Source organism: Sporosarcina sp. Y1004 (assembly GCF_057669665.1).
Genome location: NZ_JBYHFQ010000011.1, coordinates 12,744 through 32,008 on the forward strand (window position 1 = coordinate 12,744; position 19,265 = coordinate 32,008).

At 38.3% G+C, this 19,265-nt stretch carries 15 protein-coding genes and 3 pseudogenes; 6 read left to right on the forward strand and 12 right to left on the reverse strand.

Going from position 1 to position 19,265, the window contains the following annotated elements:
- Positions 1-21: 21 nt before the first annotated feature.
- The 7 genes and pseudogenes from AC25Y6_RS09570 to AC25Y6_RS09600 all read right to left on the reverse strand — a co-directional run bounded on the left by AC25Y6_RS09570 (position 22) and on the right by AC25Y6_RS09600 (position 7,637).
- Positions 22-459, reverse strand: a complete 438-nt coding sequence (locus AC25Y6_RS09570) for an aconitase X swivel domain-containing protein (protein WP_488142824.1) — start codon at positions 457-459, stop codon at positions 22-24.
- A gap of 670 nt (positions 460-1,129) precedes the next feature.
- A pseudogene (locus AC25Y6_RS09575) lies at positions 1,130-1,454 on the reverse strand (recombinase family protein); the annotation flags it as partial.
- A gap of 66 nt (positions 1,455-1,520) precedes the next feature.
- Complete coding sequence (locus tag AC25Y6_RS09580; protein ID WP_488142825.1) at positions 1,521-1,706, reverse strand: sugar transferase; 186 nt, start codon at positions 1,704-1,706, stop codon at positions 1,521-1,523.
- Between the two features lie 30 nt (positions 1,707-1,736).
- Positions 1,737-3,731, reverse strand: a complete 1,995-nt coding sequence (locus AC25Y6_RS09585; protein ID WP_488142826.1) for an oxidoreductase — start codon at positions 3,729-3,731, stop codon at positions 1,737-1,739.
- 606 nt (positions 3,732-4,337) lie between these two features.
- A complete protein-coding gene (locus tag AC25Y6_RS09590) occupies positions 4,338-5,714 on the reverse strand; it encodes an MFS transporter (RefSeq protein WP_488142827.1) in 1,377 nt (458 codons plus the stop codon).
- A gap of 11 nt (positions 5,715-5,725) precedes the next feature.
- Positions 5,726-5,827 (reverse strand): hypothetical protein, encoded by a 102-nt coding sequence (locus AC25Y6_RS09595; RefSeq protein ID WP_488142893.1) that lies wholly within the window; start codon positions 5,825-5,827, stop codon positions 5,726-5,728.
- A 649-nt stretch (positions 5,828-6,476) separates the two neighbouring features.
- Complete coding sequence (locus AC25Y6_RS09600; RefSeq protein WP_488142828.1) at positions 6,477-7,637, reverse strand: NAD(P)/FAD-dependent oxidoreductase; 1,161 nt, start codon at positions 7,635-7,637, stop codon at positions 6,477-6,479.
- 701 nt (positions 7,638-8,338) lie between these two features.
- Between AC25Y6_RS09600 and AC25Y6_RS09605 the strand changes: the two genes are divergently transcribed.
- The gene (locus AC25Y6_RS09605) at positions 8,339-9,553 is read left to right on the forward strand and encodes a sugar diacid recognition domain-containing protein (RefSeq protein ID WP_488142829.1); all 1,215 of its coding nucleotides are present in this window, start codon (positions 8,339-8,341) and stop codon (positions 9,551-9,553) included.
- A 272-nt stretch (positions 9,554-9,825) separates the two neighbouring features.
- A complete protein-coding gene (locus tag AC25Y6_RS09610) occupies positions 9,826-10,194 on the forward strand; it encodes a hypothetical protein (protein ID WP_488142830.1) in 369 nt (122 codons plus the stop codon).
- A 307-nt stretch (positions 10,195-10,501) separates the two neighbouring features.
- Here AC25Y6_RS09610 and AC25Y6_RS09615 read toward each other — a convergent pair whose 3' ends face one another.
- Entirely contained in the window at positions 10,502-11,983 is a 1,482-nt protein-coding gene (locus AC25Y6_RS09615; protein WP_488142894.1) for an aldehyde dehydrogenase family protein, read from the reverse strand.
- Between the two features lie 87 nt (positions 11,984-12,070).
- Positions 12,071-13,030, reverse strand: coding sequence for an aminotransferase class I/II-fold pyridoxal phosphate-dependent enzyme (locus tag AC25Y6_RS09620; protein ID WP_488142831.1), 960 nt, complete (start codon positions 13,028-13,030; stop codon positions 12,071-12,073).
- A 6-nt stretch (positions 13,031-13,036) separates the two neighbouring features.
- Between AC25Y6_RS09620 and AC25Y6_RS09625 the strand changes: the two are divergent.
- Together AC25Y6_RS09625 and codY are read left to right on the forward strand one after the other, a co-directional pair.
- Positions 13,037-13,330 (forward strand): annotated as a pseudogene (locus tag AC25Y6_RS09625) (HslU--HslV peptidase ATPase subunit); the annotation flags it as partial.
- Positions 13,331-13,463: 133 nt separating this feature from the next.
- Complete coding sequence (gene codY / locus AC25Y6_RS09630) at positions 13,464-14,240, forward strand: GTP-sensing pleiotropic transcriptional regulator CodY (RefSeq protein ID WP_488142832.1); 777 nt, start codon at positions 13,464-13,466, stop codon at positions 14,238-14,240.
- A 238-nt stretch (positions 14,241-14,478) separates the two neighbouring features.
- Here the strand turns inward: codY and AC25Y6_RS09635 are convergent.
- Positions 14,479-15,050: pseudogene (locus tag AC25Y6_RS09635) on the reverse strand (recombinase family protein).
- 240 nt (positions 15,051-15,290) lie between these two features.
- On the opposite strand from AC25Y6_RS09635, the gene AC25Y6_RS09640 reads away from it, so the two are divergent.
- Entirely contained in the window at positions 15,291-15,713 is a 423-nt protein-coding gene (locus AC25Y6_RS09640) for a recombinase family protein (RefSeq protein WP_488142833.1), read from the forward strand.
- A gap of 101 nt (positions 15,714-15,814) precedes the next feature.
- Here AC25Y6_RS09640 and AC25Y6_RS09645 read toward each other — a convergent pair whose 3' ends face one another.
- Together AC25Y6_RS09645 and AC25Y6_RS09650 are read right to left on the reverse strand one after the other, a co-directional pair.
- Positions 15,815-16,144: a hypothetical protein gene (locus AC25Y6_RS09645; protein WP_488142834.1), complete on the reverse strand. Its 330-nt coding sequence runs from the start codon at positions 16,142-16,144 to the stop codon at positions 15,815-15,817.
- Positions 16,145-16,254: 110 nt separating this feature from the next.
- A complete protein-coding gene (locus AC25Y6_RS09650; protein ID WP_488142835.1) occupies positions 16,255-17,397 on the reverse strand; it encodes a YsnF/AvaK domain-containing protein in 1,143 nt (380 codons plus the stop codon).
- A gap of 553 nt (positions 17,398-17,950) precedes the next feature.
- On the opposite strand from AC25Y6_RS09650, the gene AC25Y6_RS09655 reads away from it, so the two are divergent.
- The gene (locus AC25Y6_RS09655; RefSeq protein WP_488142836.1) at positions 17,951-19,231 is read left to right on the forward strand and encodes an ATP-binding protein; all 1,281 of its coding nucleotides are present in this window, start codon (positions 17,951-17,953) and stop codon (positions 19,229-19,231) included.
- Positions 19,232-19,265 lie beyond the last annotated feature (34 nt).

Genomic DNA, 19,265 nt, shown 5'->3' on the forward strand with positions numbered 1-19,265 from the left:
ATGGAACCCTTCCTTTCTACATTATTGATACAGTTCTACTTTTCCGTCTTTAAGAAGGACCGCTTTTTTTGCCAAAACCGCTTCAGCAAAATCATCATCGTTTAACAAAATAATTGGAATACTCAAGTCAAAAAACTCCTTACATACGATAACTCCAAGTGAAATGATTTCATCGGCTTTATTCAACAATATCCCTGCTGGCGCAGTTCCTGAAACAATTGCGTCTAGTAATACTGGACTTCCAGTACTAGAACCCTTTCCCCGAGGCATCACCAATATTTTTGAAACCAAACTTCTCCCTAAGAGGGAATGGTGCTGATCCACAATTACTCCTGTATCTGGATCGTAACCACCCCAGAAGCTTAACATTTCATGTGTCCCTTCCACTAATCCTTGTGCTTCTCCTTCCACTAACACTTTCCCCTTGACTACAACTCGAACCAACTTCTCCAATTCCATACTCAACCTCCCAATGTAAACTTTACTTATTGTGTTTTATATTCACTAGTTGTATTTACTTGTACTTTTTTCACAATTTCTTTATTGTTCAATGAACTGGCTTCAGCCAAAGTCATACGTTTCCGGTGCGATAACGAGAGAAACCAGCAATCCTATAAAATATAAACCTGCTCAAATATAAAGTGTTACATCTAATCCGTATTTGCCTTCAGTGGATTTTTATGATAAAACTGTACCAGAAGAAACCTTCTGTACAAAACCAACCTTAACCACCACTATCTTGATAGGATTATCATATATTTAAAAAACGTAAAATAGATGCGCGCTATTTTACGCTTACCTTGTAAACTGTGTTTCTGCTGGTCAATTTCAATTTACAAATACTCATCCGTAAAGAGGTAAGCGTAAAATAATTCCCACCTCTCACTTTTTACTATCCTACCAATATAGCTATATAACGAAAGTTAAATCTCGCGGTAAAAGGGCGGTAATACATTTAGTATTACCGCCCAATCACCAATAATTCTGATTGGCTATACCCAGAAGCTTTTGTGCATAAAGAAGTAAAAACAATAATTCATCCTGAATTATTAGCCGATGTAGTAAGGACATTCATAACTTTATGTTAAACGAGAATTGCATCCCTTTACTACTACGTTTAGCTCTAAGCAGTGTACTTTCTCGGCCTCCCCTCTTTAAATTCAGGATCCAGCCTCGCTATTGCTTTGCCTTCCTACCTCCGTTCGACTATCATATCTCTTTCAAACTCCGCAAAGTCTAACATGACTCTATAGATTAATCGTCCTGTTGCCGTGTCTTCAACCAGCCCCATATTTAAAACATGAATCTTAATTCCTCTTTCAAATAACTCCTTGATTGTATTAATTCCATCAAGTGTTGATCTGGCAAAACGATCTAAATGTGTCGTCCTTTTTTAACGACTCGAGTATTTTGTTAAATTCCGGTCTATCTCCAGTAAATTTATCTTTGAATACATTCCCACCTCCTTTTTGCTACAATTGGGATTGGGGTAACATTAATTTGGATGTGCAAAATAGCACTTAAAATAAGCGTAAATTACCTCCTAAAGTTACACCGATGACGCTCATATTGCCACTTAAGACGTTGAAAAATTGGAGGAGTTCGTCCGGGCTAATTTTTCGGGTGAATCTTCCCACTTTTGTTTGAACCAAATTGCAATTCTGTCTTTTTCTATAATTGCAATGGGTACTGCATAGAAATTTCATTAAATAAACATAATCATATTAAATTTCCCATCACAAGCTTTCAGCGACATGTGCTCCTTCGCTAATTGCATCATGCAATCGTCTGGGGGCAACACTGTCTCCTATTTGGTACAGTTTAATTTCAGGAGCTGCTGATTTAATATTTTCATACAGGAGATTATCCCCTACTTCAAAACCAACTAACACGACGAATTCATCATTGTCTTTTATTATTCTCTCATCATTCGTCCACATATCTCTCATAACAAGCTGTCCATTCGGTTTCACAGTTAATTCCTTACTAGGGAGGTGTATAATATTATTTTTTCCTAGAAGGCTATACATCTCAGCTTTTCTCATATCATCCAATTTATCGCTAACGGACCAATGCGGTGTTGCGATTTCTACTTTTTCAGCCCCCGCTTCCGCCGCGAAAATAGCTACACTTGAACCACGATAAACCCCTTCACGGTCATAGACAATTACTTTCGTATTGGAAGTGATAGTAATCTTTCCACCTAATACGTCTACTTCTGAAACAACATTGCGGATTGTTTGAGCCTCTTTCAGGAATGGATTCAAATAATTGGAACCAGTTGCTAGTACTACCACATCTGGATTAAATTCCAGAATATTTTCCACCGTTACGTTAATGTTCCTGTGCGTTTTAATTCCAAGTCGTGTTAACTCTTCTTCCAGCCATTTTACATGCAATCCATAATGCGGCCTCTCTTTGGTAGCCGAAGTAAATAATATTTTTCCACCCAACTGTCCGGATTTTTCCAAAAGGATGACTTCATTTCCTCTTGTAGCTGAAACGCGTGCAGCCTCCATACCGGCAGGGCCTCCGCCTACAATCACGATTTTTTGTTTTTGTCTGACCGGTGTTATATTATAGAGGGAATCGTTTGCAATAGCAGGATTCACCGTGCAAATCATAGGAATTCCTGAATATAATCGCCCAATGCATCCCTCACTGCAGGCAATACATGGGCGAATTCTCGAAAACTCTCCCAGTTCAGCCAGTTTTGGCATGTCTGGATCTGCAATTAGTGCCCTAGTTAATCCAACTAAATCACATTTTTCTTGCATTAGTGCTTCTTCCGCTTGAAATGGGTCAAGAATTCGACCAGCAACCAATACGGGAACGGAAAGATGTTCCTTCATCCTTTTAGCAAGACTATTAAACATCCCGCGTTCAAAAGTATCTCCAGGTACTACAGCCGCCTGTGCTTTATAAGTTGCACCTGTGCCTCCATTAATATTAAACAAATCGATACAACCTAGTTGATCCAACCTTTTTGCAATTTTCAACATATCTTCTTGATCGAGTCCCAGTGCATCTGTCATAGGGTCTCCAGTCATACGGAAACTAATGATAAAATCATCAGATACCGCAGCCCTAACAGCTTCAATCACTTCAATGCTGAATCGTATTCTTCCTTCAAAATCCCCGCCATAACGGTCGGTACGGTTATTTAATTTCGGACTCCAAAACTGTTCAATGAGATGTCCCCCAAAGGAAGTAACCTCAATCCCATCCCATCCACAGTATTCCAGTCGTTTCGCAACGTCCGAAAAAGCCTGGACAATAGGGGGGATTTCATCCGTACGCATGACATGTGGAATCTCATTGTGAACACCTTCCGGGATTGATGATGGAGCGAAAATTGGTTTTCCATCAATAACAGATGTAGCACGTCTTCCCATATGGGTTGCTTGAGAAATAAGTAACGCACCATGGGCATGTACACGGTCAGCAAGGTCCTTCAAAGCTGGTTCGTTTCGTTCATCCCAAAGACTGATGGAACCATAAGAAGCAGAAGACTCTTTTTGAACGGAAGCAGAACCAAATGTCATGATGAGTCCTGCTCCACCTACCGCCTTCTGTTCATGATAACGGATATGTTCTTCATTCAATAAACCATTCGTTTCCCATCCTGTTGCATGCGCTGTGGAAACGATTCGGTTCTTCACCTCTTTTTTACCGATTTTTAAAGGACTAAATAATTTCTCTAATTTGGTTTCCTTCATAATATTTATCATTGTGTATTCCCCCTTATAAAAATAAATTAATTGGTGATGAAGCAGTCCCGTTTTGGTCCACCGCAAACACTTAATTACAGAAATCCACAGTCAATCTTGAAGAAATGGGCTGATATCTATAAGGAACGAAGTTCGGTCGAACGTGTGAACGCCTATCTCAAGAGGTATTTTCTATTGGTTAAGATTTATCATTGTACAGGGAAGAAAGCTAAAGTTCATTTCGACTTGGTTATATTGTTTACAATACCTGCAAACTAGCAGTTGGTAGACTTACTAAACTTCACCTAACCGTAGCATAATCAGCCATTTCATTCGTCTTTTTAAGGAATTATTAAAATTCTGTTTCACTATGATTTTTTTAAAGTACGGATTATGAAATTGATTCATACGAGAATGTTTTAAGTTATAGCTAAATCCGCATCCTAGATTTCTCGCCTTTTTTAGATACAGTTCGCTGCACATGGGTCGATGATGTCCCCGCACTCCATTGTCCCATGCTCCGAATCAACAAAGTAATAATCAATTCCTTCAAAAGCACTATCGAAAACTCTCTTATATTGCGGTCAATGGCTAGAATTTCGTCTGTTCCACAAAGGTTCTCCCTTTCTAATTAATATTTTTCCTCGGTGCGAAGCTATCCTTCTGCTGATTACTAATTTTGTTCATGGAACTAGCTTGCGTTAAACTCATATTCTTTGTTTCTGGGGCCATGAATGTAGAGACTAAAAATCCAATGAAAAACAATGCCCCACAAATATACAACGTAGATGACAAACCATAATTCGCCAAAAAGGACGGGAAGAAAAACGTACCAATGGCCGAGGCGATACGACTTACTCCTGTAGTAAAGCCCACTGCCGTACCCCGAATATGGGTTGGGAAAAGCTCATTCGGATAGATCCATTGATGAATTCCCATCCCAGTATTAAACGTTCCGTAGATGATAAAGAGAATGAGGATAAAAACAAATGACACATTCAATCCGGAAGTTGCTCCTAGTACAAATAAAGTGATAGACGATACTAAAAATGGCCAAATGAGCGTAGGTCTTCTTCCATATTTTTCAACAAAATAAAGGGCAGGAAGCAAGCCCGCAAGATAGACGATATTAATGACCGCCGATCCTAGATATTCCCTCGTTCCATTGGCAAAGCCAAATTGTGAAAGGATCTCAGGGATATAAGTTCCTATCGCAAAGGTGGGAACGACTTGAAGCGACCAGAAAACTGCCACGAAAATCGTCCATTTCCCATAACCATTTCGAAAGATATCGAGAAATTTGGTTTTCTTCTCACTCTCTGGTTCTTCCGACATGACAACATGATCCCCGTAAATTTTCCGAACAATAGCGTTTGCTTCTTTTTCCCTTCCTTTGTTAGCCAGCCAACGAGGGGATTCTGGCATATTTAAACGTGCGATAAGCAAGATAAGTGCTGGGATAGCACTGCTTAAAAGCATCCATCTCCAGCTTGTATCACCGATGGATAGCATAAAGTAACCAACCAAAAAGGAAATGGCGTAACCTGTATACCAGAGTCCAACGAGCCCCCCAAGTAAGGTGCCACGATTTTTTTTTGGTGAAAATTCCGCCATTAAGGTTCCTGCAATGGGATAATCTGCCCCTACTGCAACACCTAAAATAAATCGTAAAATGACCAACTGCATGGGATCATTGACATAAAACTGAAGAATCGACGCAAGAGCAACGATAATCAAATCGATGATAAACATCCTCTTCCGGCCAATAAGGTCTGTAAGATAGCCTCCCAACACCCCACCAAAAAACATCCCCACAAGAGTTGCCGTTCCAATTAGACCCATGACGGTTAAAGACATATCGAATTGAGGCCGCATGACAGCAAGTGCTACCGCAATAATTCCGAGAATATACCCATCGAGGAATGCACTCCCACCGGTATAAGTAAACATTTTAAAATGGAACCTACTTAAAGGCATTTCTTCCATTGTGCGGACTTTATTCATAAATTCCCTCCTCATGTTGTAACGATTATAGCCGTTCTTGGTTTTTTGACCTTACTTACGATTTTAGTTAATATCATATCGGCAAAAGGCGAGCTTGCTAACACATTACCCATTGCTAATATAACCGCTATCTGTGTTGTGAAAGACAACAAATCCCAAAAGCCATTCCCTCAGTCCAACGTCGGATTAAGGAAGTTTTCTCCTTCTACAAGCATTGCTAGTAGTAAAGTTAGTGTTAAACCAATCGCAAATACAAATGGGTCGGGTGTGTACTTTCTCATTAATTCGGTGAAAAATGCGATTTTCCTATTAATATTCCATTCATCTACTTTACTAATTAAATAACCTGAGACACTTTTAATTTTGAATGATAAAGGTAAGTACCCTTTTTTGAAATGCTTCTTTAGTAGCCTAATTTCTATTTCAGAATTCGTTTTCTAGCCAATATTTGAGAAACACCAAACGATTGACTCCATAATCATCCCCTTCTACTTTCGATACAATTGTTAGCTTCTCTTCTCCGATTTTATTTACGAGAACAAAATTTAAGCAAGTTTCTTTCGTTTATTCTGTTAGATATAGTTTGTCCATAGATCTATAAATAAGGTATTCTTAAACCGTCTTCCTTAGAACAACGGATAGGCTATACTAAGTTACAAAACCCCATTGAACTACAGATTATAAACCTTAGAAATTTGTTCAAACAGGCTTGTTCAATGAATGGAGATGAATTATTATGTTTTTTGGGTATGCTCGTGTCAGTTACACGATCGCATCTTCCAACACTAGATCATTTTCTGCAAATCGTTCCACACGTAGTGACGTCAAATCTAGCGTTTCATATGTCCCTCTACAAATTAACTCAGCCAATCCAAGCCCTACCCCAGGCGCTTGCTGCATTCCATGCCCGCTAAATCCAAGTGCAACAAAGTAACCTTTCATTAATGGATGTTCACCGATAATGGCATTTTGATCCACCGTATTATAGTCATACATTCCAGCCCAACCCGATTCCAATTTGAGACTTTCGAAATTCGGAACACGGTGCGCCAAGATTGGCCATAAATGATCGAATGATGATCGCTTCCAATTAAAATCCATACCCGGTTTTACATCTTCCGAAAATCCGGCTACTACTTTATCCCCTTCGTGACGGAAATAGACACCTGTCGGATCAATTGTAAGCGGTAACATTTTTTCTAATTTTTTAGTGAAATCAAAGATGTACATTTGACGTTTCAGTGGTACAACCGGTAATGGCAATCCAATCGCTTCGCTTAACTCAGCTCCCCAAGCACCTGCACAGTTAATAACAATCGGTGCGGAATAATTTGTCCCATCAACTAATTGAACACCGTTCATTCGTCCACCTTCCGCCGTTAATGAAGCGACCTCTGCAGAAATATACTCTACTCCCATTGCTTGCGCGTTTTTACGATAAGCTTGCATGACAGAGTACGGATCAAGATAACCATCCTCTCTACAGAACAATCCTCCTGCAAGGTCACCCGTTTCCAGTTCAGGAATAATACTCAATAGGTCCTTGGACGAAAGTATTTCAGAAGGAACACCAAGCGCATTTTGCAACGCTAGTTGTTTTGCAAATGAAGGTAACATCCGCTCAGTTGCTAAAAATAAATAACCCCGTTGTTTGAAACCAATTTCAGCTTTTTCCCCGTCAACTGCCATGTCATCTGCAAAGTTTTTATATACTTCCAAACTGAAGCGACTTAATTGAATATTGATGGACGTCGAATATAATTGTCTAAAACCGCCTGCACTTCGGGCTGTTGATGAATATTCGTACGTTGGATCTTTTTCAATAACGAGAATGCTCCCTTCGAAACCATTCTTACGTAAAGAATAAGCCGTACTCGACCCCATTACTCCCCCACCAACAATGATAATATCTGCTTTTTTCATGTTATATTCCTCCCTCGAAAATAGTAGTTGACCTAAAAAAATGTATACTTAAAACTTCTTTAGCTATTTTATGATAAATCAACAGGAACTCTAGCTTTATTTATGCTCGCTTTATCGTAAAAATATTTTGCAACGACAATATCAACGACGGCAAGTCAGACCGTTTTACATTTGCTTTCTCTTCACTTCGATTGTACAGATAGATTGTTTCAATTTTCCTCACTGCTAGAGTGGCTTCGCAAAGTCCCCTCGCTCGTTCCCCGACTTAACATCCGAAAGCGAACAAACCCATTACTCACCTTTTTCCCAAGGTCTTTATTGGTAGGTACAACTGTCACATACTTTAGACCCGTTGCATGTAAACCTTCCGAAACTGATGACATAACGACTTCGGAATTTTCTTGCTAAACAGAAGAATTGTCCGAATTGGCGTATCCATATTTGACGCGGAGAACTGTTTCAAAGCCACTTCGACACATTGTGAAATTTCTTTCATATCCACTAAATTCATTTGATTTGTCCCACTCAACACCACATATGATTTTCCTCTCATCAACTGAATTAGCCTTTCTTCTATTATACTTTCATAGTTTCTAAAGAAAACGTTCAATGTGCACAATGTTCTGATATAATAATGAGTAGTAAGTGTTCTGAAAATAGGGATAATTATAAATACTTAATTAAAGTAAGGTGGGATTGAATTGCAAGTCATTGGGCACTATGCACAATCAATCGTTGAACAGTTTTCTTCAATATTAGAAATCCCGATTAGTATTACGGATAATACTGGAATGATTATTGGAAGTACGGACAATAAACGACTTGGTTCACATCACATCGTTTCTGCGGAAGTTACTAAGTCTGGAAAAATCATGTTTTTCTCGAAAGAACTAACAGCTGGACTAGTCAACGTCTTACCAGGAATTGCTGCCCCCATAAGCTTCCAACAGGAAACAGTTGGTGTACTCGGCTTGATAGGAGACCCAGCAACAGTTGAACGGTACGTACAATTTGTCCAATCCCATATCGAAATGCTTCTTATGGAAAAGTTCCGTTCTAAAACAGTTGCCTCCCAAATGGAAATGATGCGAGATTTCATTCACCGTCTTCTCAGTTATCAAGATGAAGGGGATTATAGAAGAATTCAAAACTACTGTGAAATGCATGGTTTTGCACTAGGGGTATCGAGGCGCTGTTTTTTATTGGATATACCATTCGTAATTGCTCAATCTCCTTCTATCGAAATTACGCAAGCGTTTAACCAAACAGAACAGGATCTTTTCTTATGCTTAACAAAGTTATTTATTGATAATGAACAAGATATCGTTGCCCCCTTAACTACAGGTCAATGGCCTATTTTAAAACATGTCAATTCAGACGATATGACTTCAACAAAAAAAAGATTAGATTATACATCCGATACGTTGAGAATGTTCTTAGAAAACAGAGATTTAGACAGCAAGTTTATGTTGTCATATAGCGACTCTTTCTCAACAATCGGGGGACTCCTACAGTCCTATGAACAATCAAGAAAAGCTTTGGCGATTGCCAGAATGAACAACTTTCAACAATTAATTGTTTCCATCGACGATTGGAATCTACTATCCCTTGCCCTAGTAGAGGAAATCAAACTACCTGCTAAACAGACACTTAATAATTACATTGAAAAGCTAAGCCTTCATTCAAATGGGGCTGCACTCATCGAGAGTTTCCTTGTTTATTGCGAAGAACAATTGAACATGAGCCAAGCCGCAAGGAAACTGTACATTCACCGCAACACTCTGTTATACAGATTGCAGCAACTGCAACTATTATTGAATATCGATTTGCATTCATTCAAACAATGCACGCTCCTTTACTTGGCCTTAAAACAACATGAACATGTCAAGAAGTTCCGGAAACTCACTCTACAGTAAGTTTGTATTGATGATAATATAGGTTGAACTAAAGAATCCCTTATAACTAAACCTTTTTCTTTTTTAACGGGTACCTATTTGACAAGGTTTTTTCGAATGGAATAAATGAATTCTCGCATATTTTTCCTGTGCAACTTTGTGAATGTAACACCTTTTGATTCATCGGACCATTTTAAATATCCATTAACGGCAATCAAAACCCATCTACCCATCTCCAATATACGTTTAACAAAATTCAACAGGATCTAATTTTATTTATCAGAAGTCTTTTTATGGACGATGAAAATGATATTATCGCACCGTTAAATGCCGACCAATGGATTGTCCTAAAACATGTAAATATGAGGAATGCAAGGGGTTTGATGAAAAAGCTAGACTATGCCTTCCATTCTTTAAAACGTTTCGTAGAGTCAAGGAATTTGGACAGCCCTATTAAAATATCCTACGGGAATTGCTATTCGACAATTGAAGGGGTCATCCATTCTTATGAACAGTCACGCAAAGCATTAGCAATCGCTAAACGGAATCAGTTTACAGAATCAATCATTTCCATTGAGGACTGGAAACTATTATCCCTTGCTCTTATTGAAGAAACAGAACCTCCCGCAGGCAAACACTCGATCAGTATGTTGAGAAGCTAAGCAATCATGCAAATGGTGCGGCGCTTATCGGCAGCTTCATCGTTTATTGTGAGGAAAAATTGAACATGAGCCAAGTAGCGAAGAAATTATTCATTCATCGCAATACACTTATATAAAGGCTCTAGCAAGTACAAGAATTATTAAATATCGATTTTCAATCATTCCATCAGTGCATACTCCTCTACTTAGCTTTAAAACAACATGAAAACATGAGTTATAAGATTCTCCATGCGATTAAACTACGGTGAAATAGGACAGAAAGCCGCCCTCCTCAGACTTCAAGGATAGGCGGCTTTTTCACAAACAATCAGTTGTTATCAATTTGAGCTCTTTGGAGTTTCCCACTGTAATCAACATAGACGGATTTCCACTCTGTATATACGTCCAGGGCAGCTTCACCGGAGTCCCTATGTCCATTCCCTGTTCCTTTCGTTCCTCCGAATGGCAGATGGATTTCAGCTCCCGTCGTACCCGCATTAATGTACACAATACCAGTATCTAAATCACGCATTGCTTGGAAGGCGCGATTGACATCCGCGGTGAAAATTGCACTGGACAAACCGAACTCTACGTTGTTATTCACTTCGATTGCTTCTTCCAAACTATTCACGGAAATAATGGATAACACGGGTCCAAATATTTCTTCCTTCGCAATCCGCATCTCCGGCGTCACATCTGTAAAGATAGTAGGCGCATAGAAGTTTCCGCTTGCTAGCTCATTTTCAGTCACAATATGACCACCTGCAAGAAGTGTTGCCCCTTCTTCCTGTCCGATTTTCACATACTCATCAATTTTCTCAAGGGACGAACGATTGATGACTGGACCAACTTTTACCGATTCATCCAATCCATTCCCAAGCTTCAATTCTCCAATTCGGTCTACAAGCTTTTTCTCAAGTTCAGCTTTCACAGCCTGATGAACTATAATTCGGCTCGTTGCTGTACATCTTTGTCCACTTGTTCCGAATGCACCCCATAAAATACCATCAACAGCGAGATCCAAATCGGCATCTTCCAAAACAGTGACAGCATTCTTACCGCCCATTTCAAGAGATGTCCGTTTCAGAAGTTCACCCGCACGACCATTGATCGCTTTCCCTACCTCATTGGAACCCGTAAAGGAAATTAAATCGATATCGGGATGTTCGACCATTGCATTTCCGACTAAACTTCCTGATCCGTTTACCAAGTTTAGTAGCCCCATCGGTAGACCCGCCTCTTCATAGATTTTGGCAAACTCATGGGCGATGATTGGCGTTTCTGTCGCAGGTTTCCAGACAACTGCATTACCTGACACGAGTGCTGGTAGTGACTTCCATGATGCAATGGCAATCGGGAAATTCCAAGGTGTAATGAGCCCCGCAACCCCGATTGGGACACGGACGCTCATGGCAAATTTATTGCGCAGTTCAGACGGAATCGTATCCCCGTAAAGCCGACGTCCTTCCCCTGCCATATAAAATGCCATATCGATGGCTTCTTGTACTTCCCCTCTTGCTTCGTCAATCACTTTACCCATTTCAATCGTCAGAAGTTGGGCCAACTGCTCTTTTCGCTCTTTCAATAGAAAAGCGACTTTGTATAAATATTCCGCACGTTCAGGAGCTGGAACGAGTCGCCAAGACTTTTGTGCTTGTTTCGCTGCATGGACTGCACGATCCACATCTTCTTTTGTAGATTGTGTCACTTCTCCAATTACTTCGCCGTTTGCGGGATTCAAAATCGGTACAAACTTGCCTGAAGATGATTGGCTCCACTCGCCGTTAATGTAGTTAAGATATTTTTGCATGTCAATTTCCCCATTCTTTAATGTAATCACTTCGGATAATTTTTGCATGTCAATTCCCCCCATTTTTTAATTTAATAATCTTCCAGTTTAGTAGTTGACTACTTGTAAATTTTGCTTAATCCTAGTAATAGCCTCAAATAATCTATCAGAAGGAACAAATAAAGACATTCGGAAATACCCTTCCCCCGAGGGACCAAAGGCATTGCCCGGCGAAAGGATCACGCCTGCCTGCTCCAATACTTTCGTTACAAATTCAGTAGAGGTATGACCTTTTGGAACCGGTGCCCAGATGAAAAAACTGCCCTTTGGAGGATCGACATCTATCCCGATGGACGCTAGCCCCTCCAATGCAACGACCATCCGTTCCGCATAGACATTGTTATGCTTTGTGATACAGCTTTGATCACTGTTCAATGCAAAGGCGGCAGCTTTTTGAATCGGTGTGAATTGTCCGGTATCCGTGTTGCCTTTCAAAACGGAAAGTGCCTTGATGATTGCTTTGTTTCCAACGACATATCCAATCCGAAATCCGGTCATATTATACGTTTTTGACAATGAACCGAATTCAACAACACTGTCTTTTGCCCCATCTACTTGAAGGATACTAGGCGCTTTATATTCTCCAAAAGTAACCATATGATAAGCGGAATCATGTGCAACCGGGATCTGATGTTGATGGGAAAACTCAACTGCACGCTCAAAAAATTCAAGTTCCACTGTAGCTGAAGTAGGGTTTCCGGGATAATTTAAAAACATCAGTTTCGAACGTTCAATAATGTCAGCTGGTATTTTGCTGAAGTCTGGTTCGAAATTATTTTCTTTGACTAATGGCATCTCATAATAACGCCCGTTTGCCAGTAAAGTGGCCATTCGATATACTGGATAGCTCGGATCCGGAATTAACACATAATCGCCTGGATCGATTAGTGTAGGTACAATATGGGCAATCCCCTCTTTCGACCCAATCAATGCCAAAACTTCCGTTTCAGGATCAAGCTCTACATCGTATTGACGTTTATAGAAATCCGCAACAGCTTGCCTAAACAATTCAGTGTTGAACTTGAAAAATTGACAAAGAATGATTTTAAAGGTACTTTAAAAGAGTCTGATTTTTCTCTTATCCGTCACGAAAAATTGCTCAATACAGAAAATGTTGTTTTGAATTTTACAGATAAAGCAATCAGCCGACTTGCTGAACTTGCATTTGAAGTGAATGATGATACAAAGAATATCGGTGCAAGACGTTTACATACAATTTTGGAAAAATCACTCGAAGAACTATCGTATGAAGCGGCTGATATCGGACCGAAAACAATCAAAATAACACCAGAGTATGTCGATGTATAACTAAAAGATATCGCGAAAAATAAAGATTTATCACAGTATATAATTTAATTGAAAATTTTAAATTCATCTGATGATCATAAACATTTAGAGTGTTATTTAGTGAGAAGCAACTATTATTAGGAGGAAAAAGCAAATGAATTTATTATCAAAAACACGTGAAATTAATGCAATGCTACAAGAATCAGCAGGGAAAACAGTGAATTTTAAGGAAATGGCCGAGAAGCTTAGTTCTGTTATCGACTGTAATGCTTTCATCATAAGCAGAAAAGGGAAATTACTCGGTCTAGAAATACATCACCAAATTGAAAATGAACGCATGAAGCAAATGCTCATAAATCGCAAATTCTCTGAAGCATATACAAACCGCTTGTTTGAAGTGAGAGAGACTTCTTCTAACTTGGATGTGGACAGCAAGCATACTGTCTTCCCGATTGAAAATCGTGAATTATTAAATGAGGGCTTGACGACGATTGTTCCAATCATTGGCGGCGGTGAGCGTCTTGGTACGCTAATCTTGGCAAGACTTAAAGATGATTTCCAAGACGATGATTTAATCCTTGCTGAATATGGTGCGACTGTTGTTGGAATGGAAATTCTACGTGAGAAAACAGAGAAAATTGAAATCGAAGCACGTAGTAAAGCAGTTGTTCAAATGGCTATCAATTCACTTTCATTTAGTGAACACGAAGCGATTGAGCACATTTTCCATGAGCTTGATGGCAATGAAGGTCTACTAGTAGCATCTAAAATTGCTGACCGTGTAGGTATTACACGTTCTGTAATCGTAAATGCGCTTCGTAAACTAGAAAGTGCTGGCGTCATTGAATCTCGTTCCCTAGGAATGAAAGGGACATATATCAAGGTCCTTAATAATAAATTCCTTGAAGAACTTGAAAAACAAAAATCATAAATATGTAATAGATATGTTGAACAAATGAATTCCTATATAAACTAAGCGAAGGCGACTTATAAGGGGAGCCGAAGCCCTAATAATGTGGCGGCGAAGCGCGTATGCGGCAGCTTCAAAACTTGTACTTTCTTATCTTTTAAAAAAGAGCAGTTGAAAGCGTCCTGAGTCCCTAACGTTTCATGAGGGGACTGCATGGATGATTCTTTCATACTCCCTTTGATAATCTGAAAGTGATTTCTTAGGCATTATTATCTGCCCCTTTAGCTACTTCTCTATTGGCACGGATTAGTGTGCTTTTAGAAATCCCTGTAATTTCTTCTACTTGCGTATAGGAATTCACTTCCAATAGCTGTAAAGCGTGTGCTACTTGCTTTTTAGTGAATTTCTTCGGTCTACCTTCACGGAAATCAGGATTCTGCTTCGCAATGGTTTTCCCCTCTGCTAATCTTTCAACTATCATATCCCTGTCAAATTCCGCAATGGCTGATAACATTCTTAAAATTAATCTGCCCTATGATGTATCCTCTACAAGTCCCAAATTTAATATGTGAACCTTGATTCCTTTTGAAAGCAATTCTTTGATTAGATTTACCCCATCTTCTGCCGATCTGCCAAACGGTCTAGTTTTGTAACTACCAATATATCCCCTTTTTTCAGCAATGAAAGTAACTCTACAAATTGGGGACGATCAGATTTAGTTCCAGTGAATTTCTCGGAATAGATTTTGTCGCAACCTTCACTTTTCAACGTCTGCAGCTGTAACTCTAAATCTTGTGATGCTGTACTTACGCGACCATAACCATATTTCATATGTATTTGCCCTTTTTTTTACGATCTAATTATGACTCTTAGTTATGACACCGCTTGATGCCTTGATTGTCACTTTAAGAGGTAATTTGCGCTTATTTTAAGCGTTATTTTGCACAACCAAATTTAAAATCCAGCTTACAGCTTGGATAAGTGATTTTATTGTTTAGAAAAGGCGTCCCTTGAAATGCAAAATAGCACTTCAAACAGGTGCAATTTACTGATTAAAGTGACAATCGTGAGATGAGAGCAAAAATCCGTTTTAGCGATGTATTAGTAGTTCATGACCTTATTAGGTTTGGTCGAAACAAGGAAGTGATACGCGATGAATGGAAATCTCTGATTGACGAAGAAATCGATGTAGTCGTTTTGAATATGCCTATTCTTGATACTCGAAAGTACAAGGAACTCGAAGGAATAGGCCAGTTAGTTTCAGATATCGTTTTTACGCTACTCTTATGGATGGTGGATGATGATCGCCAACGGATTCGCACTGCACAACAAAAAGGAATTGCGATTGCTAAGCAACAAGGGAAATATCGTGGGGGCAAGAAAAGATATCATGAAGGTGCTACTGTAAAAGATAAAGTTATTTATGAAAGCGTTGTGCAACTACTTTCGGAAAACAAGAGCATCGTAGATATACATCGTGAAGTTGGAATTTAGAGGAATACAATTTATACGATAAAAGCAGATTTATAATCGTTGAATAATTTTAAATATCAATCCGGTTCATTCAAAAGAGCACCCTTTCTAGAATACTCGTATTAAACAATATGCACTCTTGCTAATTCAGGTTTAATATGTATTGACATAATATTAATATCTGTAATTCTATCATCAAAAACCTCCCATCTATTCATGATGGATTCATGAAACGGATCACCTTTTACTTTAGAGATAACATCAATCCGAAAAAATTCCATATCTCCATCAACTTTCCAATATTGCTCATAGCCATCATATTTAGCCTCCAAGATTTCTTTTACTGTTTGACCATCTACAATATACTCTTGGACTTTTTTCAACTGGATTATAGCCAACACTCCCCCTTTAAAAATTTGAAACAATAAACTTTGGTCCTGAAAAAGTACCACTAAGCAAAAAAAGGAATAACACCTCAATATCCGAGGTAATTAAACCTTTTGCTTTTTTTGTATAATATCTAAGGACCGCATAGCCTTTCCAAACCTATTACGGAGAATTGTTATTTTTTCTTTTTTATTTGATTTTTATTATTTTTATTTTCCTCATCGATTGAAGAGTTTTCGTTGTTATGGATTGCTTCTTCCTTTTTTACAGTAGCTGCTGAAATTGGTGTAGAACTTTTACTATCCTTACTAACAGGAGAATCTGTTAGTTTCCCGCTTACCTCGTCCTTTTTACTGACAGCTGATTCTGGTTTGTTTTTCTCTCCTTGTACAGTGAGGGAACCTGTGCGTTTTTCGCGAATTTCTTCCTTTTTGTCCTCCGCCGCCATTATGCTTTCAATATCAGGATTGCCTTCCACGATCAAAATAGAGCTTTCTGTAATATCTTCTACGTGCCCTACTGTGTCTTGGTTAACTAGTTTCCCTGCTGAGATTGCTGAAGGGACAGAACGCTCAATCCGAGCTTCTTCTTTTCTAATGGTATCCTGTACCTGTTTTGTTTCTTGAATTTTTCTCTTGCCTATAATTATCTCTTCAACAATTATAGGTCTTTTCGTTACTTCTATTCTTTCTTCCATAATGGGGATGCGAATAATCTCATCCTCTCTAAAAGGACTGCCATCTAGCTTTCCATCTATGACAGGACGTCGCTCTACATATACTTCTTCTCGAAATAGTGGAACATGAACGGTTCTCTGTTCTTCCACTACTTCTTTACGGAGCTGCAATTCTCCAACTTGGATATTCTCTTTTGTAATTTCAAGTTGTTCTTCATGGAGTCGGACTGCTCTTGAGTTTTCAGTTTCATATTGTGTTTTATAGACAGGACTGTCGTAAGTTGTATTCGTATCAACAAGCAACATTATTTTCCCCTTATTTATTTCCTCTTCACACTGGTTTGCTGTATATTTTGGCAAGCCCCTTTCAATTAGCCTGCCGGACAGGGTATTAGCCTGTGTACGGCCCATTCCTCCTGACAACATGGAAAAATAGCTGTTTATCATAACACCTGCTATAGTACTCACTTGTTGATCTGCCTCTACCATGACTCCGGTGCGAGAAGTGACTAATGGAATGGCACTTTTATTTTCTGCTACCACCATGATATCTGTATCACGATGCCCCTGACGTTTCAATCCTTCAATTGCATACAAGACTTCATCATCTGAATTAAAGCTCCCAACAATTCGTTTTTCCACATTTATCATCCTTCCAAAATATACTACATATGAAAAGTAATAACATTCACATGTATTAGGTATCTACCCGAGAAATCTTCACTTGAAACAACTAAAAATTGAGTAATTTAATATTTTATAATATTCAACCAAAAATATCCCCCTTTCTAAAGCTAAACTTGAAATGAAAAAATACGCAGCATTAGATCTTTCACAAATATATTAAAACACTTTCCAAACGTTCACTCGTGTATTTGCGGCTACTCGATCAGAATTATAGACTCCCAGATTTGACTACAGTATAAGTGATTTCATATCGACTCAATGTCATCTTATTATTCCCCTTTGTATATTAGTCTATCTCGTTTTTCGCAACATTCATTTTACCTATAATAAGTTTTAGGTATACTTAAAATAATCTGACTTTTCGCGCATAATTCTTTGTGATGACATGCAAATCGTGTAAAATAAAGTACAAACACAGATTATTAGTGAATATATTGTCTGAATTTGGTTAATTGACAGATGTCCACTATTATAAGACTATTCATAAAAATGAGGGGACGATGCTCACATGGATCTTTTGACAAAAGATTTGCTCATCAGCTTTCTATTTATCCTACTAGCTCTCTTTTTATTACAAATCTTACATATGGCATCCTATGCTTACCGTTCAATAGAATTAAAAAGTTGGCAAATCTCTTTATTCCCTATTGTCTCTCTTGTATTGTTTATGGTATTTCCGATATATGTAAACGAGAGTAGTTTTTGGAATTTAAGCTCTGTTCCATTTATTTTAGGTGGTCTATATGGTGGTTATAAACTAGGATTGATACAAATAGGTATTGCTCTTCTTATTCGTTTCTCCTTGGGAGGAATAGGTTTTTATTCAGCATCTGTATTAATAATTATTATCGGAATTGCAGCCTGCATCCTTTCCAAATATTATTTGAAAATGAATTTGAAGCAAAAACTTTTACTTTCAGTGACATTATTGTTCATTGGCATGACCATTGGTCTATCATTGGAATTCATTTTTCCCCAAGATAATATAACAGGTTTGTTTCTCACGGAGTTTTATATTATTAATATGTTGGGTATTATTATTTCAACGATCATTTGGGAAGGAATTCGTACTTATTCTAGTTTATTACAAAACTTGATTAAGGCAGAAAAACTCCAAATGGTTCACCATTTGGCAGCTAGTATTTCACATGAAGTTCGGAACCCGCTTACAATAAGCAGAGGTTTTATTCAATTATTATCAGATGATATTTCCCCTGAAAAAAGAAAGGAATTCATTCGTATCACTTTAAATGAATTAGATCGAGCTACCGATATCATCAATGATTATTTAACCTTTGCTGAACCAACTTTAGAAAAAAATGAAAAGATTAACATTAATGAAGAAATACAACAGGCCGTCAATGTGATTCGTCATTTAGCAACAATAAACGGAGTTGAAATAGAACATAAAATATGCAATCCAGAACAAAATCAATTTGTGGCGATTGGCGATAGAAAAAAACTCCAACAATGTTTGATCAATTTTATGAAAAATGGAATTGAATCGATGAAGTCAAAAGAAGGCAAGCTTCAAATTCACTTGTCTAGTTTCCAAGATACTGTCAAAATTGATATTAGTGACCAAGGTATTGGAATGTCACAAGAACAAATTAGTCGTCTTGGTCAACCATATTTTTCAACTAAAGAAACAGGTACTGGGCTTGGAATGATGGTTTCTTATAGTATCATCAAAGGAATGAATGGTACCATTCATGTAAGTAGTGAACTCGGTAAAGGTACATGTTTTAGCATAAACTTTCCAGCCTTTCAACAAACAAGTGACCTATAAATAAAGTGAGGAGTATGTATATTGTGTTTGATTC